Annotated in this window: 19 protein-coding genes; 7 read left to right on the top strand and 12 right to left on the bottom strand. The window is 72.6% G+C overall.

Annotated elements, in window-relative coordinates; genetic code table 11:
- Positions 1–10 precede the first annotated feature (10 nt).
- Both ABZS37_RS01735 and ABZS37_RS01730 read left to right on the top strand, forming a co-directional pair.
- The gene (locus tag ABZS37_RS01735; RefSeq protein ID WP_355164879.1) at positions 11–694 is read left to right on the top strand and encodes a hypothetical protein; all 684 of its coding nucleotides are present in this window, start codon (positions 11–13) and stop codon (positions 692–694) included.
- Positions 691–1434: an arylmalonate decarboxylase gene (locus ABZS37_RS01730; RefSeq protein ID WP_355164878.1), complete on the top strand. Its 744-nt coding sequence runs from the start codon at positions 691–693 to the stop codon at positions 1432–1434. Before ABZS37_RS01735 ends, ABZS37_RS01730 begins: the two co-directional genes overlap by 4 nt.
- Before the next feature lie 70 nt (positions 1435–1504).
- On the opposite strand, the gene ABZS37_RS01725 is transcribed toward ABZS37_RS01730, so the two are convergent.
- The 8 genes from ABZS37_RS01725 to ABZS37_RS01690 form a co-directional block, all read right to left on the bottom strand.
- Complete coding sequence (locus ABZS37_RS01725) at positions 1505–2893, bottom strand: hypothetical protein (RefSeq protein ID WP_355164877.1); 1389 nt, start codon at positions 2891–2893, stop codon at positions 1505–1507.
- Positions 2890–3663: a neocarzinostatin apoprotein domain-containing protein gene (locus tag ABZS37_RS01720; protein WP_355164876.1), complete on the bottom strand. Its 774-nt coding sequence runs from the start codon at positions 3661–3663 to the stop codon at positions 2890–2892. The genes ABZS37_RS01725 and ABZS37_RS01720 overlap by 4 nt, the downstream gene beginning before the upstream one ends.
- A complete protein-coding gene (locus ABZS37_RS01715) occupies positions 3660–6479 on the bottom strand; it encodes an ATP-binding cassette domain-containing protein (RefSeq protein WP_355164875.1) in 2820 nt (939 codons plus the stop codon). Before ABZS37_RS01715 ends, ABZS37_RS01720 begins: the two co-directional genes overlap by 4 nt.
- Positions 6476–8569, bottom strand: a complete 2094-nt coding sequence (locus tag ABZS37_RS01710; RefSeq protein WP_355164874.1) for an ABC transporter ATP-binding protein — start codon at positions 8567–8569, stop codon at positions 6476–6478. The genes ABZS37_RS01715 and ABZS37_RS01710 overlap by 4 nt, the downstream gene beginning before the upstream one ends.
- Positions 8556–9914 carry a hypothetical protein gene (locus ABZS37_RS01705; RefSeq protein WP_355164873.1) on the bottom strand — a complete coding sequence of 453 codons (1359 nt, stop codon included), beginning with the start codon at positions 9912–9914 and terminating at the stop codon, positions 8556–8558. The genes ABZS37_RS01710 and ABZS37_RS01705 overlap by 14 nt, the downstream gene beginning before the upstream one ends.
- The gene (locus ABZS37_RS01700; RefSeq protein WP_355164872.1) at positions 9911–11107 is read right to left on the bottom strand and encodes a hypothetical protein; all 1197 of its coding nucleotides are present in this window, start codon (positions 11105–11107) and stop codon (positions 9911–9913) included. The genes ABZS37_RS01705 and ABZS37_RS01700 overlap by 4 nt, the downstream gene beginning before the upstream one ends.
- Positions 11104–12132 (bottom strand): DUF916 domain-containing protein, encoded by a 1029-nt coding sequence (locus ABZS37_RS01695; protein ID WP_355164871.1) that lies wholly within the window; start codon positions 12130–12132, stop codon positions 11104–11106. The genes ABZS37_RS01700 and ABZS37_RS01695 overlap by 4 nt, the downstream gene beginning before the upstream one ends.
- Positions 12133–12203: 71 nt before the next feature.
- Entirely contained in the window at positions 12204–13817 is a 1614-nt protein-coding gene (locus tag ABZS37_RS01690) for a hypothetical protein (RefSeq protein WP_355164870.1), read from the bottom strand.
- Between the two features lie 297 nt (positions 13818–14114).
- On the opposite strand from ABZS37_RS01690, the gene ABZS37_RS01685 reads away from it, so the two are divergent.
- Complete coding sequence (locus ABZS37_RS01685) at positions 14115–14933, top strand: NAD(P)-binding domain-containing protein (protein WP_355164869.1); 819 nt, start codon at positions 14115–14117, stop codon at positions 14931–14933.
- A gap of 76 nt (positions 14934–15009) precedes the next feature.
- Here the strand turns inward: ABZS37_RS01685 and ABZS37_RS01680 are convergent, their stop codons facing one another.
- Positions 15010–16407, bottom strand: coding sequence for an FAD-dependent oxidoreductase (locus ABZS37_RS01680; RefSeq protein WP_355164868.1), 1398 nt, complete (start codon positions 16405–16407; stop codon positions 15010–15012).
- A gap of 260 nt (positions 16408–16667) precedes the next feature.
- Between ABZS37_RS01680 and ABZS37_RS01675 the strand changes: the two genes are divergently transcribed.
- Positions 16668–17372, top strand: a complete 705-nt coding sequence (locus ABZS37_RS01675; protein WP_355164867.1) for an AAA family ATPase — start codon at positions 16668–16670, stop codon at positions 17370–17372.
- 39 nt (positions 17373–17411) lie between these two features.
- Entirely contained in the window at positions 17412–17996 is a 585-nt protein-coding gene (locus ABZS37_RS01670; RefSeq protein ID WP_355164866.1) for a DUF899 family protein, read from the top strand.
- Between the two features lie 14 nt (positions 17997–18010).
- Here ABZS37_RS01670 and ABZS37_RS01665 read toward each other — a convergent pair whose 3' ends face one another.
- Positions 18011–18520 carry a DUF1772 domain-containing protein gene (locus ABZS37_RS01665; RefSeq protein WP_355164865.1) on the bottom strand — a complete coding sequence of 170 codons (510 nt, stop codon included), beginning with the start codon at positions 18518–18520 and terminating at the stop codon, positions 18011–18013.
- A 202-nt stretch (positions 18521–18722) separates the two neighbouring features.
- Between ABZS37_RS01665 and ABZS37_RS01660 the strand changes: the two genes are divergently transcribed.
- Both ABZS37_RS01660 and ABZS37_RS01655 read left to right on the top strand, forming a co-directional pair.
- Complete coding sequence (locus tag ABZS37_RS01660; protein WP_355164864.1) at positions 18723–19865, top strand: sensor histidine kinase; 1143 nt, start codon at positions 18723–18725, stop codon at positions 19863–19865.
- Entirely contained in the window at positions 19862–20524 is a 663-nt protein-coding gene (locus tag ABZS37_RS01655) for a response regulator transcription factor (protein ID WP_355164863.1), read from the top strand. The genes ABZS37_RS01660 and ABZS37_RS01655 overlap by 4 nt, the downstream gene beginning before the upstream one ends.
- Before the next feature lie 142 nt (positions 20525–20666).
- Here the strand turns inward: ABZS37_RS01655 and ABZS37_RS01650 are convergent, their stop codons facing one another.
- Positions 20667–22748 carry a PQQ-dependent sugar dehydrogenase gene (locus ABZS37_RS01650; RefSeq protein ID WP_355164862.1) on the bottom strand — a complete coding sequence of 694 codons (2082 nt, stop codon included), beginning with the start codon at positions 22746–22748 and terminating at the stop codon, positions 20667–20669.
- A 257-nt stretch (positions 22749–23005) separates the two neighbouring features.
- Positions 23006–24184 carry an aminotransferase class I/II-fold pyridoxal phosphate-dependent enzyme gene (locus ABZS37_RS01645; RefSeq protein WP_355164861.1) on the bottom strand — a complete coding sequence of 393 codons (1179 nt, stop codon included), beginning with the start codon at positions 24182–24184 and terminating at the stop codon, positions 23006–23008.
- Between the last annotated feature and the right edge of the window lie 111 nt (positions 24185–24295).

The raw sequence follows: 24295 nt of genomic DNA, 5'->3' as shown, positions 1-24295 counted from the left end.
AGCACCTACCGTGAACGGCAGCGACTACACCGTCCTCCTCGCGCTGGAGGACTTCGTGCCGACCGGTCTGGCGCTGGTCGGGTTCTTGATCCTGGCCGGGCTGTCCGGTCGGATCGTGCCCCGGGTGGGCCCGGTCGCCCGCGTCGGCGCCGTCCTGATCGGCCTCGGCGGCCTGGCCAAGTCGACCTGGAAACTGCTGCTGGCCGGGTTCTCGGTCGACCTGCCCTGGTTGGAGGCGGCGCTGTTCCCGCTGATGGCGGTCGGCGCGGTCGGACTGCTCTGGGGCCTTGCCAGTGCGCTCCGCGGACGCAGCGTGCCGTGGTGGCCGTTCGCCGCCGTGCTGGCCGTTACCGCTGGCGTGGCGACCGCGTACGCCATCTTCGCACCGGTCTTCGCCCTCGCCACCACGGGCGTGACCGCCATCAGCGTCCTGGCCGCGGTCATCGCCGGCCGACGGGGCGCCTGGGGCGCGGTGGCGCTCTACGTCGTCGGGCTGACCTGCGTGCTACTGCTGGTGCCGCTGCGCAACCACCCCGATCACGAGACCCTGGCCATGCAGTGGGTGGAGCAGGGCACGAACACCCTCGGCCAGGCGGCACTGCTGGTCGCGGCGTGGCTGACCGCGCGCGCCCACACGCTGGCCCCGGCCAGCCCTCACCCGAACCCCACCGAGAAAGGAGCCGTCAGGTCATGACCGACGCGCTCGGCTGGCGCCGAAAGTTCGGCGTCATCGCCCCGTCGACCAACACCATCGTGGAGCCGGACTTCTACCGGATGACGGTGCCGGGTGTGACCGCGCACTTCTCCCGGATCCACATCCGCAACCAGGACCTGTCCAGCGACAGCAACTTCGAGAACCTCCTGACGCAGATCCGCGACGAGATCGGCGCGGCCTGCGAGCGGGTACTGACCTGCGAGCCCGACTACATGGTGATGGGCATGTCCGCCGAGACGTTCTGGGGCGGTGTCGAGGGCAACCGGGAATTCGTCGCCCAGATCAAGGCGGCCACCGGGCTGGAGGTGGCGACCGGGGCGGAGGCGTGCGAGCGGGCACTGCGGCTCTACGGCGCGCGCCGGATCGGCGTGGTGACGCCGTACCAGCCGATCGGCGACACGAACGTCGTGCAGTTCTTCTCCGAGATCGGTTTCGAGGTGACCGCGATCGAGGGGCTCAAGTGCCCGACCGCGGTCTCCATCGCCCACGTCACCGAGGACGAGTTGCGCCGGGCGCTGCTGGCGGTGGACGGCCCGGACGTGGACGCCCTGGTCCAGTGCGGCACCAACCTGTCGATGGTCGGGCTGGCCGACGAGGCCGAACGCTGGCTCGGCAAGCCGGTGATCGCCATCAACGCGGCGACCTGGTGGATGGCGCTGCGCGAGAACGGGATCGCCGACAAGGTGTATGGCGCCGGTTCCCTGTTGCGCGAGTACTGACACCGGCGCGGCCGGCGATACACAACGGCGCGGGCCGGGGACGCATCCCCGGCCCGCGCCATTTGCTGACTCAGCTCCGCAGGATTCCGCGACGCCTCGGCAGCACCACGACCAGGCCGACACCGAGCAGGAGCACGGCGCTGGACCAGAGCAGCAGCAGCGCCGTCACGCCCCCCTCGCCCGTGGTCGGCAGCGACCCATCGCCATTGCCACCGCCACCGCCATCGCCCTCGTCGCCGGTCGCGGCCCGCGACTTCACCGTGAACTTGGCAACGATCGACGTCGCCGCCGGGCCGGTCACCGGGTCGGCGCCCGCGTTGCACTCGGTGTCGACCTGCGCGTGGTCGAAGACGAAGTTGGTGACCGTCAGCGTGACCAGCCCCGCCTGCGAGGCGGTATAGGTCCCGGTCAGCGTCGCGCCGGGCAGCACGGCGTAGGCGCCGATCGCGCCGTACGCCGAGCTCCGCAGGTTCACCGTGCCGCTGCCCACCCCGCCGACCTTGACGGTCGCCTTGGGCACCAGATCACCGGCGCCGACCGCCACCGGTCCGCTCTTCGGCCCCGCCGAGAACTTCAGGCTCACCGTCACCTTGGCACCCCGCCCGGGGTTGCTGGGCGACATGGTCAGCGTGTGCGTGGCGGTCCACGCCGAGAGGCTGCTCAGCGTCTTGCAGTTCAGCTTCACGCTCTTCGGGCCGAACGGCTGAGCCGGTGTGTCGACCTCCTCGGTTGCCGTCGGCGCCGGGGCGTTCGTCGTGGGCGTCGGGGCGTTCGTCGTGGGCGGCAGCAGCGACGGCGACGCGGACGGTGACGGCGTCGCGGAGGCGGACGGGCTCGGCGGTGGGGTCGCGGTGCCGGTACCGCCGACGGTGAAGCTCTCCACGATGGAGGTCGGCGCCGGTGCCGCCTTGTGGTCGCGGTCGCCGGCCGCCGAGCAGTGCGTCGTCGCCGAGGCGTTGGTGAACGTGACCCGCCCGACGGTGAGCGTCGCCGCTCCGGCGGCGGCGGCGAAGTAGGTGCCGGTCGCTGTGATCGGGCCGAGCGGCGTCGCCGGGGCGACGGCCCCCGCCGGGTACGAGGACATCCGCAGCGTCGCGCTGCCGGAGAGGGAGCCGCCCAGGGCCAGCACGACGTTCACCGGAACGTCCCCGGCGGTCAGCCCCACCGGCCCGTTGTCGGGGCCGGTCTTCGCCGTGAGCGTGACGGTCACCGTGTCGCCGACCTTCGGCGCGGCCGGTGACTGGGTCAGGGTGAACGTGTCCTGCCAGACCGTCGGTGAGCTGCCGGTGCCGGCGTCGTTGAAGTAGAGCCGGCAGCCCAGCGTTCCGGCCGCGGGGCCGACCGCCCCGGCCGGCAGCATCGCCCGGGCGGGGACCGCCGCCGGGATCGCGAGTAGCAGCAGCGGCGCCAGGACGAGCGCGAGCGCTGCCGCCCGGACGGGATAATGACGTCGGGTCATTGGGACCTCCGGTTCCGGTAGGGCATCAGCACGAGCAGGCCGATGCAGAGCAACAGCAGGCCGGAGCCGACCAGCACGGTGACCGCGTACCGGTCCGGGCCGGCGCTCACCGGGTTGGCGTTTACCAGCGACGGGGTCGACGTACCGGCGGCGCCCGCCGGCCCGGTCGAGGGTGACGTGGTGGCGTCCGGCGTGGCCGGCGGTGCCGCGGACGTGGGTGGAGTGACGGATGGGGTCGCCGGTGGGGGCTTCTGCGCCGGCTTCTTGCCGAACGTCAACGCCACCGAGACCTTGTTGGCCTCGACCTGGTCGGCGTTGCCGCTCGTGGGCAGGATCTGCGCCGCGACCACGCACTCCCGCTTGGTGCAGTCGAACGCGCCGAACTTCTGGGCCAGCTTCAGGGTGACCGTGGGCAGCTTCCCGCTGCCGTCGGCGTTGACGAACGCGGCGCCGCCGGCGAGGTTGCAGTCGGTCGGTCCCTTGAAGCCTGCGACACACTGACCGACGGCGATCTGCTTCAGGTTCGGGGTGAAGCCCGAACCGTTGACGACGACCTGCTGCTTGTCCGACAGCCCGGTGGTCACGGTGACGGTGAGGGTCGGCGCGGCGAACGCGGCCGGGGGTGCCCCCACGACGGCGAGGCCGCTGCTGGTGGCGAGCAGGGCGGCGAGCGTGAGCGCCCGGCGGCGGAAGGTTCGCACGGCGATCTCCTGACAGGTTCGGCGCAGGCCGGCACGGGCAAGGGGTGGGGCCACGGGGGTAGGGCTCACGACGGCACCGTCGCGCGCTGGGCGGGCGCGCCGGAGCGGTTGACGGCGGCGTGGTCGGTACCGAGGTAGGAGCGGACCACGTCGGGGTGGGTGCGCACCTCCTGCGGGGTGCCGTCGGCGATGACCCGGCCGCCGTCCATCGCGACCAGCCGGTCGGCGAGCCGGGCGAGCAGCGGCAGGTCGTGCTCGATGATGACCATGGTGACCCCGAGCTCGTCGTGGATCCGGCGCAGCACCTCGCCCAGCGCGACGCCGCCGGTCTGGGACACCCCCGACGAGGGTTCGTCGAGCAGCAGCAGCGCCGGTTCCAGCGCCAGCAGGCAGGTGATCTCGACGATCCGGCGGGTACCGGTGGACAGCTCCCCGCCCAACCGATCGGCGAGCGGGGCCAGACCCATCAGCGTGACGAGTTCCTCGGCCCGGCGGCGCTTGGCCCGGTCCGGGCCGCCTGCACCGAGCGCCGCGGCGAAGAGGCTCGTCGGCGCGGTGCGTTCGCCGGCCACCATGACGGTCTCCAGCACCGTCATGGTGGCGAAGAGCCGGGCGTCCTGGAACGAGCGCACCAGCCCGAGGCCGGCCCGCCGCTGCGGCGACAGCCCGGTGACCGGGCGGCCGGCGAACAGGACCGCGCCCCGGTCCGGGCGGGTGAAGCCGGCGATGATCTCGAACAGCGTGGTCTTGCCGGCCCCGTTCGGGCCGATGATGCCGACCACCTCGCCGGCGGTGACGTCGAGGCTGGCCCCGGCAACGGCCCGCACGCCGCCGTAGGAGCGGGCCACCCCGCGCACCGAGAGCAGCGGCTCGCCGGTCACCGCCGCTCGCAGCGGGACGGTGCGCGGCGGCAGTGTGATCGCGCCACCGGATCCGGCGGCGGCCGGTGCCGGCCCGGCCACGGGCTCGGCCACCTGATCGGCGGCGGACGACGCCGGTGCGCCGCGGACGATCAGCGCGGCGAACCGGTCACGCAACCACAGCACCGGCCCCCCGAGCCCGGCCGGCAAGGCGATCACCACGACCAGCCAGACCAGGGTCAGCGCGGCCTGGCCGATGATGTCCAACTCCAGGAAGCCGGGCACGCCGACGATCAGGAACGCCCCGAGCAGCGGGCCGCCCAGCAGCGTGATCCCGCCGACCACCACGATGGCGACGACGTCGATGCTGGCCGAGGCCGGGAACGTGTTCACGGTGAGCTGGGTCTGCCCGTGGCCGATCACCGCGCCGCCGAGACCGGCCAGCGCACCCGCGACCGCGTACGCCTGTAGGACCCGCACCGGCACCGCGACGGTGAAAGCCCGGGCGGCGTCCGCGTTGTCGCGCAGCGCCACCAGGATCCGCCCGAAGGCACCGGTACGCAGGTTCGCGGTGACCCACAGGCCGAGCAGCAGCACCACCAGCGCGAACAGGTAGTAGTCGGTGGCCAGTTCGAAGGTGTGGCCTCCGATGCGCGGCTTGGGCACCTGGGCACCGTCGCCGAGCAGCCACCCCTGCCGCAGCAGGAACGCGCTGGTGGCCAGCGCGAAGGCGAGCGTGGTGACGGCGAGGGCGAGCCCGCGCAGGCGCAGCGCTGGCACCCCGACCGCGACTGCGGCCAGCGCCGCCGCCGCGCAGCCGGCGAGGATCCCCAGGAAGAGGTTGCCGGTCCGCACGGAGACCTGCACCGACACCGCGGCGCCGATGCCGGCGAACGCGAACTGGCCCAGGGACAACTCGCCGGCCACGCCGGTGACCAGCCCGATCGACAGGCCGACCAGGGTGAAGCCGATGATCGCGATGAGCACCGAGGCGCTCTCGTTGCTGATCACGAAGGCCAGCACGGCGGCGAGGGCGAAGCCCACCCCGGCGACGACCCGGCCCAGGTTGCGCAGCAGCCAGACCTGTTGGTACGCGGCAGGCAACGGCGGTGCGCCGATCCGGCCCCAGCCACCGTCCTCGCCGTCGCGGCGCGCGCGGACCGGCTGGGCGAGCAGCGCGACCAGGATGACCCCGACCAGGGCCAGCTCGACGAGGCCGCCGCTGGATTGACCGGAGAGCAGGATCTGCTCCCCCACCCCGATGCCCAACGAGGCTGCGAACGCGATCGGTACGGAGGAGAACCGGGCGATCACCGCGCCGGCGAGGCCCCGCACCAGCAGGGCCGGGCCGAGCGACTCGATCGACTGGGTGCCCTGGGTCGGTGCCACGAGGATCGCCGAGAAGGCGGCGACGGCACCGGCGATCGACCAGGCCAGGGTCGCCATCCGGGCCGCGGTGACGCCGTTGAGGGTGGCCGCGTCGGGGGCGTCGGCGGCGGCCCGGATCGCCAGCCCGAACCGGCTGCGCTTGAGAAACATGGCGAGCCCGACCAGCAGCACCGGAGTGAGCAGCAGCATCGCGGTGAACGCCGGGCCGACCGGGGTGTTGCCGACGGTGAACGACGGCATGCCGGGCGGCGCCGGGAATGCCGGGCCGCTGGCCCCCGAGCTGTTCACCAGCAGGGCGAGCACGAGCACGAACTGGGACAGCCCGAGGGTGGCGATCATGCCGATCACCCGGGGCCGGTGCCGCAGCCGGCGGACCACGCTCAGCTCGATCGCGCCGGAGACCGCGGCGGCGGTGAGCATCCCGACCGGCAGGGCGAGCCAGTACGACAGCACACCGTCACCGACCAGCCGGCCGACCACGGCGGCGCCGAACACCCCGACCGCGCCGTGTGCGAAGTTGACGAACCGGCTGGACCGGTAGACCAGCACCAGCCCGACCGCCAGCAGCCCGTACGTGAGGCCGGTGAACAGACCCAGCACGATGCGGTCCGGGCCGAAGTCGAAACCGCCGATCACCGGAGCACCGCCCCGTCCGCCGGGGCAGTCTGGGGCGCAAGCTCGGTGTCCGGTGCCTGAAGGGCGGGCTCGGTGTCCGGTGCCCGGGGCGCGGGCTCGGCACCCTCGGCCGGCGCGTGGCCGCCGAGCATCAGGGCCCGGACCAGGTCCGGCTGGCCGGCCAGCTCGCTCGCGGTGTGCTCGGCGACCATCGCACCCTTTTCCATGAAATAGATCCGGTCGGCCAGCGACAGCGCCACATTGACCGACTGCTCCACCACCAGCAGCGAGGTGCCCCGCGCGTTGAGCCGGCGCAGCATCTCCAGCAGGCCGCCGACGACGACCGGGGCCAGGCCGAGCGACAGCTCGTCGACCAGCAGCATCCGGGGGCGCTGGATCAGCGTCTTGGCGAGCACGAGCAGCTGCCGCTCACCGCCCGACAGGGTGGCGGCGACCTGGTCCCGCCGCTCGTAGAGGCGGGGGAAGACGGCGAACGCCGCATCGACCCCCCGGTGCACGGCGTCGCTGCGCCGACCCAGCGCGTAGCCGTGCATGCGCAGGTTCTCGGTGACGGTGAGCGAGCCGAACACCGCCTGGCCGACCACTGTGGAGAGCCCGAGCTCGATCCGGCGGGGCGCGGTCAGCGCGGTCACGTCGACCCCGCCGAGCCGGACCACCCCGGCGGCGGGGCGGTGCAGCCCGGAGAGCACCCGCAGCAGAGTGGTCTTGCCGACCCCGTTCGGGCCGCAGATCGCCACCATCTCGCCGTCGTCGACGCGTACGGCCGCGTCGTAGAGGACCCGGACCGGACCGTACGCGGCGTCGATCCCGGAGCAGGAGAGGGCGGCCGGGCGCGCGCCGCTGTGCCGTAGCCGGGCGACCTCCGCCTCGTCGGCGAGCACCCGGGCCAGCCGCTCGGCGTCGGCCGCGGCGGTGCGCTGGAGCCGCCGGGCGTAGCCGGCGCCGACCAGCACCGCCGCCGCGGCCACCGCCAACGCCGGACCGGCACCGTAGCGGGTACCGAGCAGGGCGAGCAGGCCGGCGCCGCCCAGGCCACCGGCCAGGGACAGCACCGACGCCGCCGCCGCGAACGCGGGGCGGGCGTCCGGGTGGAGCACCTCGGTGGCGACGCGCTCGCCCGAGATGGCGAGCGCGACCAGCGCACCGGCGGCCACGGCCAGGCCCGATGCGAACAGCACGACGCCGATCGCGGCCGGTGCGGTCCCGACGAGCACCGCACCGGCGGCGACGAGCAGCCCGGCCGGGGCTGCGGCGACGGCCAGGCGTCTCGCCCGCTCGCCCCGCAGCAGCACCGCGAGCGCGGCCCCGGCGAGCAGCGCGTCGCCAACCACACCGACGGCGCCGCGCGGACCGAGGCCGAACTCGGCGCGCAGCACGTCGACGGCGAAGATCAGTGCGCCGGGCACGACCAGGCCGAGGCCGGACTGGGCCAGCACGGTGACACGCGCGGTGGGTGGACGGGTGGCGTTGTCGAACAGGATGCGCAGCGCCGGTGGCCAGCCGGCATCGCCCGGCAGTTCCGCGGCGGTCACTCCGGCCAGCGCGCCGAGCGCCGCGAGGACGCCCGCCGCCGCCCAGTGGTAACCGGCGCCACCGCCGGTTCCGCTGGCGAGCAACGCGGCCAGGCCGAGCCCGTTCAGCAGCCCCACGTGCCAGTACCGCAGGGTCGCCGTCCCGGCGGCGACCGCGCGGCCGGCCACCACCAGGACGGCCCAGGGCAGCCCCAGCGCGGTGAGCGCGACCAGCCCCGGCACCGGGGCGGCGACGTCGACCACCAGCAGCAGCGCGGCACCCAACCCGGCACCGGCGAGCAGCGCGGCCCGTACCGGATGGCGGTGCGGTACCCGCTGCACGACCGCGACGGTCGCGGCCGCGCCGACCACCGCGGCGGCGATCACCGCGGCCAGCACGCTGGTCAGGTCGACACCGAGACCCCGGGCAAGTCCCGCGGCGCCGAGCAGGGGCACCCCGGTCAGCAGGCCGCCGGCCGTACCCGCGGCCCAGCCCGCGCTCCGGGAACGCCATGGCCCCGCACCGTCGCGGGCGATGCCCGGCAGGATGCTCCGGCGGGTGTTGTCATCGGGTCGCAAAGGACACGTCCTCCCCGCGGTAGGTGAAGCAGGCGCAGCCGCTGTCGTAGCCGAACGCCCGGTAGCCGTTCGAGGCGGCGAACCGGGCCGGGCCGAGTCGCCCGGAGAATCCGGTCGCCGGCTGGAAACTCGTGTCGAGCCTGCCCACGGCAGCCAGCCACCGGTGCGCGTTGAGATCCCCGCCGAGGTCCTTCGCGCCGGCCTGCAGCAGCAGGGCCGCGTCGCAGTACGGGAAGGCCACGCGGGCGTTCTCGCGGGTGCCGAACGATTCGCCCCCCGCAGCGAAGATGCCCAGGCAGGTGCGTTCGGCGTCGGTGGCGGGGAAGGCGTACTCCCGGTCGGCGACGTCCTGGCTGGGGTTGAAGCCGATGCCCACCGCCCCGATCAGCGCCTCACGCGGAATGATGTCCGGGTTGCCGATCAGGAAGCTGGGATTGTCGTAGCTGGAGATGCCGTACCGGGCTGTGAAGTCCTGCGCGGCGGCCGAGGTGAGGAAGAAGGAGGCCAACCGGGTCCCGCCGAGGAAGAAGACCCGCTCGACGCGCTTGGCCCGCAGGTCGACGGCAGCCTGGTTGAGCCCCGTGTTGAGGGTGCCCAGGTCGGTGGTGTCGATCCAGGCCGAGGTCGGGGTGATTCCCCGCTGCTTCAGGTAGGGCACCACGTGCTGCTCGTACATCGCCCGGTTGGCCGGTGCGTCCACCGCGACGATGCCCGCCTGCCGCGCCCCGTCGAAGAAGCCCTGCGCGGCCAGCGCCGGCAGGTATGCGCGCACGAAGTCGTCGTACAGGGGGTAGGCCGGGGCGAACAGGTACGGCGCGAGCCGCTCGTTCGTCGCCTGGTCGATGGTGATCAGGGTGGCGTCCAGCACCAGGGTGCGCCGCTGGGCGTAGCAGGGGCGGGCGTTGGCCTGCAACTGACCGGTGAGTACGACCGCGAACGCCCGGTCGTCCTGGGTGATCTGGTTGCAGAGCTTCTCCTCGGCCGCCGGTGAGTCGTCGCTCGCCTCGAAGTTGCGGAAGACCGCCCGCATCCGCCGGCCGGCGATGCCGCCGTTGGCGTTGACGTAGCTCTCCAGCGCCCGCATCTGACGCGCCGGGTCGCCGGCCGAGGCGGTGTTGAACCCGGTCAGGCTCGCCGTCCTGGTGAGGTCGGTGCCGACGAAGACGACGGTGACCGCGTCGTCGGTGACGCCGGGCCCGACGCCGGTGCCGTCCGCGCCGCCCGCGCCGGGCAGCACCGCGCCGCAGCTGACGAAGGCGAGCAACGCGGCGACGGCGGCGACGGCCGCCCGTACCGTCAAAGTCCGGTCCCCGCCGGCGGCGTGGCTGCCAGGATCGCGGCTCATCGAGGGCTCCCGAGGTAGGTGTCGAGCGCGGCCAGATCGATCACGGCGGCAGCGGGCTGGTTGCCGCCGCGTGCTCCGGCCTGCGTGTCCGCGCCCGCGCGGGCGGCGAGCACCGCGTCGAGGGCGGCGAGGTCGACGATCGCGGCGCCGGCGGCCGGATCGGCGCCGGATCCGTTCGGCAGTCCGGCGTCGCCGAGCAGGTCCCGCAGCGCGGCGACGCTCAGGTGGGCACCAGCCCGCCGACGCAGCTGACCGACACCGGGCGCGTCGTCGAAGACGAGATACGCCCCGAGCGACCCGACCCGCACGACGGACGGCAGCAGCGTGCCGGCCGGGGCGGCGGCCATCGCGGGCAGCGGCGGGCGGTCGCGATGGTTCTTGATGCGGCGGGCGACGCCCACGACGATCAGCACCCCGCCGAGCAGGTGCACCACGAACAGGCCCCACGGGTACGTCCGGAGCGTCACCTCGGCCGGGCCGAACCCGCCCAGGTCGGCCTGCACGGTGTACCGGCCGAACGCGGCGAACGGGGTCGTGACGGGCACCCGGTAGGTGCGCGTCTCGCCCGGCCGGATGGCGTCGGTGCCGGGCGTGCTGACCCGGTCGCCGCTGCCGTCCCGGCCGACCCGGACGTTGAGGGGCGGGTTGGGCAGTGGCTGCGGCCCGGGGTTGTGCACGGTGTAGACGAGGGTCCGGGTCGCCGCCGCGCCGACCAGGCTCCGCCAGCCAGGCCGGCCGATGATCTTCGCCTCGACCAGGTCGAGCCGGACCGGGGCGGCCGAGACCGTGGGGGTTTCCCCCATGGCGTGCCCGGTGAGTTCCAGCGGCGCGTCGACCTGGCCGCGCGCAGCGCCGCCGACCAGCGTGGCGTGTACGACGCACGGGCAGGGCACCGGCGGGGTGCCGACCACGTACTGCACCGCGAAGGTGCCGTCCGGGCGCACCGGAACGGCCAGCGCGGCCCGCGTGTCGCAGGAGGCCGAGCCGGCGATGGCAAGCTGCCCGCAGGTGACGAGCTGGACCAGCGCGCCGCCGGGCCAGCCGGTGCCGGTCACCCCGAGCCGGTCGCCCGGTGCCGCTGCCGGGGCGGCGAGGGTGAGTCCTTCGGCGGCCCACGCCGGGCCGGTGGGCAGTGCCAGCCCGCAGGCCAGCGCGCAGGCGACGGCGGTCAGGGTGCGCGCGATCCTCGTCATCCGACCTCCGCAGGCGCGCGGACGGGCCGGACGCCCCGGGGGCGGGCCACCTGGGCGCGGCGGCGACTGCGCCAGGCCATGACCCCGGCGGCGACCAGCGCGGCGACTGCGGCGAGGCCGGTCCAGGAGACCACCACGGTACGGGTGCTCCGCACCGCCAGCACGCCACCGTCGGCCTTCGCCGTCACGGTGGCGGTGACGACGTCGACCGGCCAGAGCCCGGTGAACTGGGCACGCATCCGCGCCTCGGTGCCCGGCACCAGGTCGAGTTGAGGAGTAGCGCCACGTTGACGGATCTGATGCCCGAACATGCCGGAGGCGGTGACCGTGAGGGTGGGGGCGAGGTGCAGGTTGCCGGTGTTGGCGAGGGTGTATTCCAGGGCACCGTCGACCGGCGTGGGCAGCCACGGCGTCGGGTGCGTCAGGTCCAGGTCGGCGACGTTGAGGCCGGGCACCTCCGGCCCTGCGACCCGCAGGTAGATGCGAGCGCCGACGGCCCGCTGCACCGCGATGACCACGCCGTCGCGCTCGCTCCGTCCGCCCGGGACGGCCTCCATCGCGACGACGCCGCCGACATGGTCGCCAGGGCTGGCGTTCGTCGGAATGGTGATGGAGAACGGGATGTCGGCCTGCGCCTTGGGAGGGATCGCCACCGTGCCGGCGCCGACCGCCGTCCACACCCCGATGTCCGACTGCTTCTCGTTGAACTGGCGCAACGCGAACCCGCCGTCGCGCGCGGTGTTGTAGGCGTCCGCGCCGTACACGGTGAAGGTGCGCTCGGTGTCGGTGCGGTTGATCACCCGCACCGAGTCGGTGAGGGTCCGGCCGGCGGGTGACTCGAGGAAGAAGTAGAGCCGGGGGGTGGGCCCGGCGTTGGCCGGTGGGGTGGGCACGACGGCCCACTCGCCGTTGTCCGCCGCAGCGGCCGGCCCGACCGGGACGATGGTCAGCGCGACAGCGGCGACAGCGGCGGCAAAGGCCGCCGCACCGGTGCGGAGGCGACGTGGCCAGAGGGGGTGACGCACGCGGTTCCACCCTTCGACTGGTCGGTGTGGGGCGGCCGGCTCGGCCGACCGCCCCAACCTCAGGGCAATCCTCAGCTCAGGGTGAGCGTGAGGGTCGCGGCGTAGGCACCGGCGAGTTGGTTCGCCGGCACGGAGAGGGACAGCCCGGCCGAGGCGTCGAAGCTGCCGCCCGTACCGGTGGCGCTGGTCGGCGCGGAGCAGAGCGTCGCCGCGTCGACCGTGCCCGGGGTACCGGCCACGGCGGTGACCGCGTTGGTCGCGCCGGCGGTGCCGACGCAGGCCGGCGTCCAGGACAGGTTGCTCTTGGCGATGGTTCCGCCCGGGGTGCCGGTGAAGTCGGTGACCGTGCCGACGAGGCTCCACCCGAAGGTGCTGCCCCGGTAGTCGGTCACCGTGACGGTCGACAGGTTGCCCGTCGTCGTCTGCACGCTGCCACCGACGGTGACGCCGGAGAACGCGATGTTGCCGCTGCCGGCGGCGCGAGCCATCGACAGGTTCCCGGCGGTCACGGTCTGCGACAGGTTGTACGACAGGGTGCAGTTGCCGGTCGTGGCGGAGCCGGTCTTGGCCACGCACGAGTCAGCCGACCCGGTCCAGGCGGAGATCGCGAACAGGGCGCCTGCCTGCGCGCCGACGTACGCGGTGGTGCTGTCCGAAACGGTGAAGGTGGCGTTGATCCCACCGGTGGCGCCGGCCGTGGCCGTCGTCGCCGGGTCGCTCGTCGCGGGCGGCGGCGGGGCGCCGGTGAGCGCCTGGTAGCCGCGGATCGTGACCGTGCTGCCCGGGTTCCAGTTGGTGCCGGTGACCGTCACCACGGTGCCGGAGCCGCCACCGCCGGGGGTGATCGCGATGCCCGGCGAGCCGAGAATCGTGATCGGAACGGAGACCGTGTTGGTCCCGTCCGAGACCGCCAGGGTACGTGCTCCCGTGGTGGCACCGCTGGGCACCGTGAGCGTGCCGGTGCCGGCGCCGGTGGCGTCGGTCGTGCCCGTTCCCGTACCTTCGCCCGTTCCGGTGCCGTTGGCCGCGCGCAGGTTCGCGGTCAGTGCGGTGGACGGCGCGAGACCGCTCACCGCGTAGTTGATGACGTTGCCGGCCCGAGCGGACCCGGTCACGGTCTGGCCGGTCACCGAGGTGACCGAGACCGCGCCACCGAAGACGGTGAAGCTCTCCACGATGGGCGTCGGGGCCGGCGCTGCCTTGTGGTCCCGGTCGCCCGCCGCCGAGCAGTACGTCTTGGCGGTCGGGTTGTTGAGGATCACCCGGTTGACGGTCAGCGTCGCGGCGCCCGTCGCTCCGGCCACGTACGTGCCGGTGGCGGTGATCGGGCCGGTCGGCGCGTTGCCGGGGATCGTACTGGCGGGGTAGTTGGCCTGATTGAGGGTGACCGGGCCGCTCTGCGAGCCGCCCCGCGCCACCTCCACCACGATCGGCACCTCACCGGGGTTGATCACCACCGGGCCGTTGTTCGGACCGGTCGCCGCGGTGAACGTCACCGTCACGGTCTGCCCCGGGCTCGGCGTCGCCGGCGTCTGGGTGAGCCCGAACGAGTCGGCCCAGTTCGTCGGCGAGCTGCCGGTACCGGCGTCGTTGAAGTACAGCCGGCAGCCCAGGTTGCCCGGGGTGGGGCCGTACGCCTGCGCGGGGGACACGCAGACCGCGGTCGCGACGGCGGCCAACGCCACCGCACCAACCGCTGTAGCCGTAGTTCTGAGCAATCCCATTGCGGTCCCGCTCTCCTTCCTGTGGGGAACGGTGCACCCCTGGCCGTCGTTTCGCTGATGGAAACGGCGGTTTCCAAAATTGGATAGGTCTCATAAAGGCAGCCGGCCCGCCCTCCTGTCAATAGCCCGACAGCCAATTTGACGCCGGCCGATCCGATCGACTCGGTGGGCACTGCGGCGTCGTCGGCGGGTTCGGCCTTGGCAGGGCGACGGGGCATGGGGCAGAGTGGGAAACGCTGTTTCCCTTAGGAGGTCCAGGTGCGTTACGTGATCATCGGATGCGGCAACGTCGGCATGGAGCTGGCCCGTCGCTGGATCTCGGCCGGCCACCACGTGGTCGGCACCACCACCTCCGCCGAGCGGGTGCCCGAGCTGACGCCCGTCTGCACCGAGGTGGCGGTCCTCCGTGGCAGCGACCGTGCGGCCGTCGAACAGGCCACCCGGGGCGCCGACGCGGTCGTGCTCACCGTGAGCCCGCGCATCGCCCGAGCCTTCAACGCCGACCAGCGCATCGCCGAGTACGCCGACACGCTCACCGCGTCCGCGCGTACCGCTGCCGCCGCGCACCCCCGGGTGGTCTTCACCAGCTCGGTGTCGGTCTACGGGGCCGGCCGTGGCGCGCTGGTCGACGAGGCCACCCCGGTCACCGACGACCCGGACGCCTCACCCCGCAACTTCATCGCCGCCGAGGCCGCCGTGCTGGCCGCCCCACGCGGCGCCGCGCTGCGGATCCCCGACGTGTACGGGCATCCGCGCGACCTCGACTATCCGACCCGGGTGAAGCTGGCCCACGAGATGCTCGGCGGCAGCGTGCCGTTCTCGGCCGAGGCCCTGCACTATCGCATCGACTATCGCGACGCCGCCGCCGCGCTCGACTTCGTGGTGAGCCACGACCTCACGGGCGTGTTCAACGTGGTACCGGACGCGGTCGTGCCGCAGACCAACCAGGCCGTCCTCGACGAGCTCTGCGCCGCCGGGGGCTGGCCCGCGCTGACCTACCGGGGCGAGATCAGGACCCCGTTCGTGCCGATCAGCTCCGGCAAGCTGCGCGCGGAGGGCTTCGCCTTCGCGCACTGAACGCGGTGCACCTCGGGCTCACCGCCGCCTCCGGTCGGGCCGCCCGTCCGTTGTGGACAGCCAGGCCGACAGCGGCTCAGCTCGCGGTCCCCGCGAGGCGACGCCCGACCAGCCGGCCGAAGGCCATGGCCGGTGTCAGGCACATGCCGGAGCAGAATGCGTTGCCATTGACGGCGGCGGAGCCGATCACCTCACCGACGCCGTACAGGCCGGGGATCGTCGTACCGTCCGCGCGGCGGACCCGCAGCATCTCGTCCACGTCCAGGCCAGCGAACGTGATCAGGGTGACCGGATGGTTCTCCAGCGCGTAGAACGGCGGCTCGACGATCGGCGCCGGCAGGTACGCCCGGCCGAAGTCGGCATCCCGGCCGTCGGCGACGAAACCGTTGTAGCGGGCCACCGTGGCCGAGAGTCCCGCCGGGTCGACGCCGGCCAGCCCGGCGAGCTCCGCCAACCCGGGAGCCCGGTGCACGCCCCGGCGTTGGCCGCACCGGGCGTGCAGCTCGGCCGCGCTCCAGCCGTGCACCATCGGGTACGACTCGCGCAGGGCGGCCGCGTCGAAGACCGTCCAGAAGGTCATCCGGTCGATCGTGGTCAGCACCCGCTCCTTGTGGTCGATGCTGGGGTCGTCCTCGGCGATCCAACGCCGCCCGGCCCGGTCGACGTAGATCTCCCAGGGCGGCCGCTCCGGCGCCACCAGGTTGGGCCGGTGCGCCCAGTCGACCCGAAGGTCGCCGTCGATCGGGGGCAGCCCGCCGAAGGTGGGGATGTAGCGGCCCAGGCCTTGCAGGCCGGCGCCGACCGACCGGCCCATGAGCAGACCGTCGCCGGTCGACGTGGGCGCCGCCGAGGTGGTCAGCGGGGCACCCTCCAGCTCGGCGAACAGCTCCGGCGCGTACCCGAATCCGCCGGTGGCGAGCACCACGGCGGGCGCCCGCCACCGCGCGCCGTCGGCCGTGGCAACCCCGACCACCGCGCCGCCCTCGGTCAGCAGTTCGGTGACGCGCACCCCGCAGCGCAGATCGATGCGGCCGGCGGCCCGATGCGCGTCGAGCATCGGGCGCAGCGCGGCCAGGATCGCCGGACCGCCGGGGACGGTGGTGGCGTGGATGGTCCGCGGCGTGCGGTACGGCTCGTGCCCGTACACGATGCGGGGGGTGCCCGGATCGACGATGAGCCCGGCGGCGAGCAGCCACTCCAGCACCGCCGGCTGTTCGCGCAGCGCCAGCCGGGTCAGGTCGGCCCGCGCGGTGCCCCGGCTGATCCGCCAGATGTCGTCGAAGTGCCGCTCGGGGTCGTCGCTGATGCCCCGCGCACGCTGCAGCGAGAAGCCGCCGGCGGACAGGTGCCCGCCCGAGTACGGCAGGGCGCCCCCGACGTCCGACGCCTTCTCCAGCAGCAGCACGGTGCCGCCCGCGTCGGCGGCGGCGATGGCACAGGCCAGGCCACCCGGCCCGGCGCCCACAACGATCACGGTCGGCACACCAGCCTCCGGCACTCCAGTCGCGTTTCCATGGAAGTAACAGTGTTTCCATTTGATCCGCGTGCCGTCAACCGTTGTCGGCTGATGGATCGCCGACGTCGAAGCAGAACTCTCGGACATGTCGCCGCCTGGGCACCTACCGTCGAGGCGACGGGCAGACCAGCGGCGTAAGGGGTCACGTGATGACAACCGGGGACGAGGCGTCGGTCTCGCGTCGAGACAGCGGCGGGTTTCTGCGATGGGTGGAACTGATGGATGGCGACGGAGACATGTCCGTCTATCCGTTCACGCTGCCCGTCGTCGCCGGACTGCGGGCGGGCGGCCGGTTGACCCTGGATCCGGCGGTGACCTTCCTGACCGGAGACAACGGCACGGGCAAGTCGACGCTCATCGAGGCGATCGCGGTAGCGGCGGGGTTCAACCCCGAGGGCGGATCCACCAACTTCCGGTTCAGCACGCGCGCCACCGAATCATCTCTTGGCGAGCGCCTGCAACTGGTCCGCGGCATCAGGAAGCCACGCACCGGGTTCTTCCTTCGCGCCGAGTCGTTCTACAACGTGGCCAGCGAGATCGACCGACTCGGCGTCGTCGACGGGTACGGCGGCACCAGCCTGCACGAACGATCCCACGGAGAGTCGTTTCTCGACGTCGCCACCCACCGGTTCAAGCCACGAGGCCTGTACCTGCTCGACGAACCGGAAGCCGCCCTGTCCGTGCACGGCTGCCTGGCGATGCTCACCCGCATCCGCGACCTCACCCAGGCCGGATCCCAGTTCATCGTCGCCACCCACTCCCCCATCCTGCTGGCCGTTCCGCACGCCCGGATCCTGCAGATCGAACCCAGCGGCACCATCAGTCACGTCGACTATGACGACGCACAGCCGGTGCTGCTGACCCGATCGTTCCTGGCCAACCCGCAGCGGTACCTGCACCACCTGTTCCACGACGACAGCTGACCCAGCCAGGAGCAGGCAGGCAGAGTCGACCGCCTGCCGATGACCGAGGTAACACCGATCTCGCTCATCGGAGCACACGGCCCGACCCCACTGCAGGACATCTTCGCCGGCCGAGACCAACTCGTCGTCTACCGGCACATGTGGCACCTCGGAAAGCCGTTCGAGGATCAGTGCGAAGGCTGCACCGCCACCATCTGGGACTTCCAGAATGCGGCCTACCTTGAAGAGCGCGGCATCTCCTTCGCGGTCTTCTGCGAGGGGCCGTACGAGGAGGTGGCCCCCTTTCGGGACTTCATGGGCTACACGCACCCGTGGTATTCCACATACGGCATCGAGGACCCCGCCTACGCCGGCGGCGGCGAGATCGCGTGCCTCCTGCACCGGGACGACCGGTTCTTCCTGACGTACGAGACGACCGGCCGGGGCGTCGAAGCGATCATGTCGTCGCACAAGCTGCTCGACATGACCGCCTACGGCCGGCAGGAGGTTTGGGAGGACTCACCGGAGGGCTGGCCGCAGGAACCGACCTACACGAGGTGGCGCAGCGACGGCCGACCCGTACCGCAGTGGACCAGGCCGGGAGCCGGGCGGGTCGGGGCACAGCACCAGCAGCACTGCCACTGACGGACGCCGGGCGATCACATCGCCCGCACCGGTGCGGTATCCCGGGCGAAGCGCAGCAGCGCGGTGAACGCCAGCGCGGACGTCACCGCTCCGCCGGCGAGGCGTACCCAGTGGCCGGCGACGAACTCCTCGGCGACCTGACGTAGGTACTCCGGGGAGTGCGTGCCGACCGGGTCGACGAACATGATCTCGTTGCGCGGCCAGAAGAAGACCACGGAGAACAGGAACTCGCAGGCGATGAAGGCCGCGGCGGCGCCGGCGACGTACCAGCGCAGCCGGCGGTTGCGCCAGGTGAGCGCAATCCCGGCGAGGCAGCTCAGCACGACCGTGGCGCCCAGCGGCGGGAAGTAGTCGCTCGGACCGCCTGCGACCAGGAACTCACGGGCCCGGTCCAGCGACGCGGGCGCGTCGCCGAAGATATTTGGGTAGAGCATCACGGTCTCGGCGGCGACCCCACCGAAGGACATCATCGCCGTCCAGACGAGCACGATGAGGACGAGCCACGTCAGCTTGGTACGGGACACAGCGGCACTTCTCCTTGGTTCTGCCCCTCGAGGACACGGTCTGTGTTGTCGCTGTCGACGCTAGGTCGGCAATTCGGGACCGTCTGCCGCGTAGCCGCGCGAGCTGGCATCGCTTCTCGACGTACGCGCCGGGGCGGAGGTGTTGCCTGCGGACGGCAGCGGCCCGGGCCCGCGTCCACTTAGGCTCACGGACGTGCAGGCCATGTCACCCACCCGAACCGAGGCGCTGCTCGCCGTGGCGATCCTGGGCCTGATCACGGCGGCGGTGGTGACCGATGACGCGTCGGCCGCCCGCGCGGCGATCGCCGGCGGATTCGGGGTCGGTTTGGCCGTACTGCTGCTGGTGGCCCGGCGTTGGCCGGTTCCCGCGCTGCTGGCGACGGCCGCCGGAATCCTCGGCTACTACGCGCTGGAGCTGCCGCCGGTCGGCCTGGCCGCCCCGGCCGCCGCCATCCTCTACGTGGCCGCAGAGCGGGGCCGGGTGGTCCCGGCCGCCGCCGTCGGCGGGAGTCTGCTGGCCGTTTCGGTGGCCACCCGGCTGATCGAGGGGGACGACATCTCCGTCGTGATCGGGGCTGATCTCGGCTCCGGGGCGGCTCTGATGCTCGCTGTCATCGCACTCGGTGACGCCGTTCGCAACCGGCGTTCGCTGCGGGCCGCCCTGGTTCGGCAGGCCGCCGCGGCGGCCGAAGAGCGCCGTCGGGAGGCCGCCCGGCAGGTCGAGGCGGAGCGGCTGCGCATCGCCCGGGAGGTGCACGACACGCTCGGACACACGATGTCGGTGATCACCTTGCAGTCGGCCGTGGCGCGGGAGGCACTCGCCGATGCCGAGCCCGGGCAGGCCGAGACCGCCCTGGCCGCGATCCACTCGGTGAGCGGCAGCGCCATGGCCGAGCTGCGCGCGACGCTGGGCACGCTGCGCCGCGAGCCCGGGCCGCGCGAGCCGGCCCCCGGCTTCGCCCAGCTGCGTACGCTCGTTGACGGCGTCCGCCGCGGTGGGCTGCCGGTCGAGTTGCGTCTCGCCGGCCCGGTCGACGCGCTGCCCACGGTGGTGGGCAGCACCGTCTACCGGATCGTGCAGGAGGCACTGACCAACGTGCTGCGCCACGCGCGGGCCACCCGCGTCGCGGTGACGATCCGGGCGACGCCGGCCCGGCTGTCGCTGGAGGTCGTCGACGACGGCCGTGGCTCGTCCGCCGGCGGCGTAGCAGGTGAGCGCGGTCAGGGCCTGCGCGGTATGTCGGAGCGGGTCGCCCTGCTCGGCGGCACCGTCGATGCCGCCGACGTCGATGGCGGCGGCTTCCGGGTGTCGGTCCGCCTGCCGCTGGCCGGGATCCCCGCGTGAGCAAGGTACGGGTCGTCCTCGTCGACGACCAGTACCTGGTGCGCACCGGACTCCGCGCGCTGCTGGAGCGCGCCTCGGACATCACCGTGGTCGGCGAGGCCGGCGACGGTCGGGCCGGTGTGGCCGTCGTGCGTGAGCAGCGGCCCGACCTCGTCCTGATGGACGTCCGGATGCCCGGCGGCGACGGACTCGATGCGACCCGCCGGATCCTCACCGACCCGCTGCTGGCCGATGTCAGGGTGGTCATGCTGACCACCTTCGATGACGACGAGTACCTCTTCGAGGCCATCCGCGCCGGCGCCGCCGGCTTCCTGCTCAAGGACACCCCGCCCGACGCCCTGCGGGACGCCGTCCGCGTGGTGGCCGGCGGGGACGCGCTGCTGTCACCGGCGGTGACCCGGCGGGTGATCACCGCGGCGGCCCGCTCCTCCGTTGGGGACCCGGCGCGGCTGGACGGGCTCACCGGACGGGAACGCGACGTCCTCGCGCAGGTCGGCACCGGTCGGTCGAATGTGGAGATCGGGGCGGCCCTGCACCTCAGCCCGGACACCGCCCGCACCTACGTGAGTCGCCTTCTGCACAAGCTGAACGCCCGGGACCGCGCCCAGCTCGTGGTCATCGCGTACGAGAGCGGGCTGGTCCGCCCCGGCGACGGCTGAGCCCGGGTCGGCGAGCATCGGGTCATCAGTCGCCGTCGCCACGGTGACGAACAGGCCACCTGGGTGGTTGTCCGGGGCGGGACGGTTCTGTCCACCGGCGGTCCTCGCACCGTCCGAGGACCGCCAGCGGACAGCCGCCTGGCTAACTGCCGAGTGTGACGTGCAGGATCTTCTCGTTGCTGTTGTTCGGGGTGCTGTCCTTGTCACCGAGGTTCGTGGTGGTCAGCCAGAGGCCGCCGTCGGGTGCGGGTTCCACGGTGCGCAGGCGGCCGTAGGTGCCGTTGAAGTAGGTCTGCACATTCGTCAGACTGCCGCCGCTGATCACCGCGCGGTACATCCGAGCGCCACGCGCGCAGGCCACGTAGAGCGCGTCGCGCACGATAGCTATGCCGGAGCAGGAGCCCTCGGCGGTGGGGTAGGTGCGCGCCGGCGCGATGAAACCGGGCGTGTTGCAGGTGCCGCTGGTGCCCTCACACGCCGGCCAGCCGTAGTTGCCGCCCCTGGTGATCAGGTTGGTCTCATCCATGACCGCATTGCCGAACTCCTGCTCCCACAGCCGACCCTGTGAGTCGAACGCCAGGCCCTGCGGATTGCGGTGACCGTAGCTCCACACGTAGTTGCCGAACGGGTTGTCCGAGGGGACGCCGCCGTCCGGGTTGAGTCGCAGGATCTTGCCCTCGAGACTGGACCTGTCCTGCGCGTAGTTGCCGTTCTGCGCGTCACCCGTGCTGGCGTAGAGCTTGCCGTCCGGGCCGAAGCGCAGGCGGCCGCCGTCGTGGAACTTGTTGCGTCGGATTCCGCTGATCAGAATCTGCTCGGTGGCGGTATCGAGCCGGTCGTTCTCGATCTTGATCCGGACGATCCGGTTGTCGCTCGGCGAGGTGTGCATGATGTAGAGCCAGTGGTCGCTGGCGAAGCCGGCCGAGATCGCCAGGCCGAGGAGGCCACCCTCGCCGTCGGTGCTCTGCACGTTCGGCACGGTGCCCACCGTGGTCTTCGCCCCGGTGGTGGGGTTGAGATGGATGATGTCGTGCGCGTCGCGGCGGTTGTACAGGACCGTCCCGTCGGGCAGTGTCACCAGCCCCCAGGGGATGTCGGTGTCGGTGGTGACCTGTCGCACCGTGCACACCGCACTGCCGCACGCCGCGCCGGTGGTCACCGTGATGGTGTTACTACGCGCCGAGGCGTTGTCCTGCGCGTCGCGAGCCACCACGTGGTACTGGTAGCTCCGGTTGGCGGCCAGCCCGCTGTCGATGAAGGTGGTGGACGGAGGGGCGCCGGTGACCGTGCCGACCTTCGCGCCATCCCGGAAGATGTCGTAGGCGCGGACCCCGATGTTGTCCGTCGACGCGATCCATCGCACCGTCACGGTGGTGCCCGAGGCCGATCCGGTGAGCTGTGTCGGCGCCGTCGGCGGCACCGTGTCGGCCTGGCACTGCGGTGGGGTGATGGTCACCGTGGCACTGGCCTGCGACACGTTGCCGGCGGCGTCGCGTGCGTTGACGTACAGGCCCCACGTCGCTCCTGGGACCACCGTGAGACCGGTGGACAGCGTGCCGCCGTTCACCGACTTCATCAATTGGCCGTCGTGGTAGATGTCGTAGAACGCCACCGCGACGTTGTCCGTCGAGGCGTTCCACGCGAACGTCACGGAGTTGCACGTGAGTCCGCTCACCCGTGGGCTGCCTGGCACCGACGGCGGCTGACTGTCGGCGCTGCCCAGGGACGTCGTCCAGCGCTGGTTGGCCTGCCCGTTGCAGGTCCAGAGGCCGACCAGGGTGCCATTCGCGGTGCCCGCGCCGGTCACGTCCAGGCACAGGCCCGACTGCACGCCGATGATGCTGCCGTCGGCGTTGATTCGCCAACGCTGGTTGTCACCGCCGTTGCAGCCGTAGATCTGCAACGCGGCCGGCGCGGTGGTGTCACGGCCGACCACGTCCAGGCACATCGTCGCGTCGTACACCCGCAACTCGCCGGCCGCGGTGAGGGTCCACGCCTGGTTGGCCTGCCCGTTGCAGTCGTAGATGTTGACCCCCGCACCGGCGGTCCTGGAATTGCCCACCACATCCAGGCAGCGACCCGAAGCGGCACCGACCACGGTCGAGGGGCCGGCGGCCGACGCCGGCACACCGATGGCCACCGTCAGCAGCGTCACCGCGGCCACCGCTGCCGCCAACATCCGTGGACGCGAGCGCCACCGTTCGGTCCACGCGAACATTCGCATTCGTCCTCCAGGGGTTGAGTCGTGGCAGGAATGCCGGTTCATCGCACAGACCAGCGCTGGCACTGGTGTTGTTGCGCTCCTGGAGTTCGACGAAGCGTCCCGGTGCGGACGAGCGCTGGCACCGGTGCGGGCGCCGCGTTCACCCCCGGCACGGCCAGCCGGAGCGAGGTCGACCATAGGCCGATAGAGCCAATCAGATACGTACATTAATCGATTGTCAACGATGTCACTCGACCGGGTGCATCGTCGGGAGCGGATCAGGCGACGGCGGTGGTCATCCGGCGTACCGCCTCGGTGATCAGCTCCGGGGCGGTGGCCAGATTCAGCCGGACGTGGCCGCCGCCGCCGGTGCCGAAGGCCAGACCGGAGTTGAGCGCGACCCGGCCACGGTCGAGGAACACGGCGGCGGGGTCGTCGCCGAGGCCCAGGGCACGGCAGTCGAGCCAGGCGAGATAGGTGGCCTGACCGGGGTGGTAACGGATTGCCGGCAGGTGCTCGGCGAGCAGCGCGGCGAGGAGCCGACGGTTGTCGTCCAGGCCGGTCAACAAGGCGTCGAGCCACTCGCCGCCGTCGCGGAAGGCGGCGGTGTGAGCGATCACGCCGAGGTGGCTGGTGCTGACGCTCGCCCCGAACGGAACGCGGGCGAGATCTCCGGCCGCGGCCGGGCCGGCAATGAGGAGCGCACCGCGCAGGCCGGCCAGGTTCCACCCCTTGGAGGCCGACATCAGCGACAGGCCGTTCTCCGCGCCGGGCACCGAGAGGTACGGCACGAACCGCGCTCCCCCCACCACCACCGGCGCGTGGATCTCGTCGGCGACCACCCGCACCCCGTGCCGCTCGGCCAGACTGGCGACGGCGGCCAACTCGTCCGCGGAGTGCAGGACGCCGGTCGGGTTGTGCGGGCTGCACAGCAGGTACACCGCTGGCCGCCCACCGGCCCGAGCCTGCCGGAACGCCTCCTCCAGTGCGCCGAAGTCGATCCGCAGGTCCTCGCCGAGCGGCGCCTCCACGATCCGGCGGCCGGCGTGCGCCACGAACTCGTAGAACGGCGGGTAGACCGGGCAGTTGACGACCACCGCGTCCCCCGGCTCGGTGACCAGCCGCAGCACCTCGCCGACGCCGTGCATCACGTCGGGCACCAGCGCCGTGCGCTCCACGGCCAGCCCGTCCCAACCCCACCGACGCCGGGCGAACTCGGCCAGCGCCCGCGGGTACGCCGTACCGGCGGTGTAGCCGGTGTCACCGCGCGCGACAGCGTCGGTGATCGCCCGCGCCACCGGCTCGGCCAGCGGCACGTCCATCTCCGCCACCCAGAGCGGCAGCACGTCGTCGGGGTACTCCCGCCACTTGAGACTCGTCCGTTGCCGAAGCTGGTCGATCGTGAGCTGGCGAAGCGGATTCACGGCGTTTCGGGCACCACTGAGCACACCACTCATGGCCGAAGCCTATTCCGCTCCCGGCCACCTCGCGATCACGGCTGAGGGTGGAGGTGGCACCCACGCGCCCAGGCGGTGCCTCTTGACGTTGCGAGCCCCGACCCTCTATCG

The sequence above is a fragment of the Micromonospora sp. NPDC005413 genome (genome assembly GCF_040606435.1).
Taxonomy (GTDB): Bacteria; Actinomycetota; Actinomycetes; order Mycobacteriales; family Micromonosporaceae; genus Micromonospora.
This window is presented reverse-complemented; position numbering and strand designations above follow the sequence as displayed.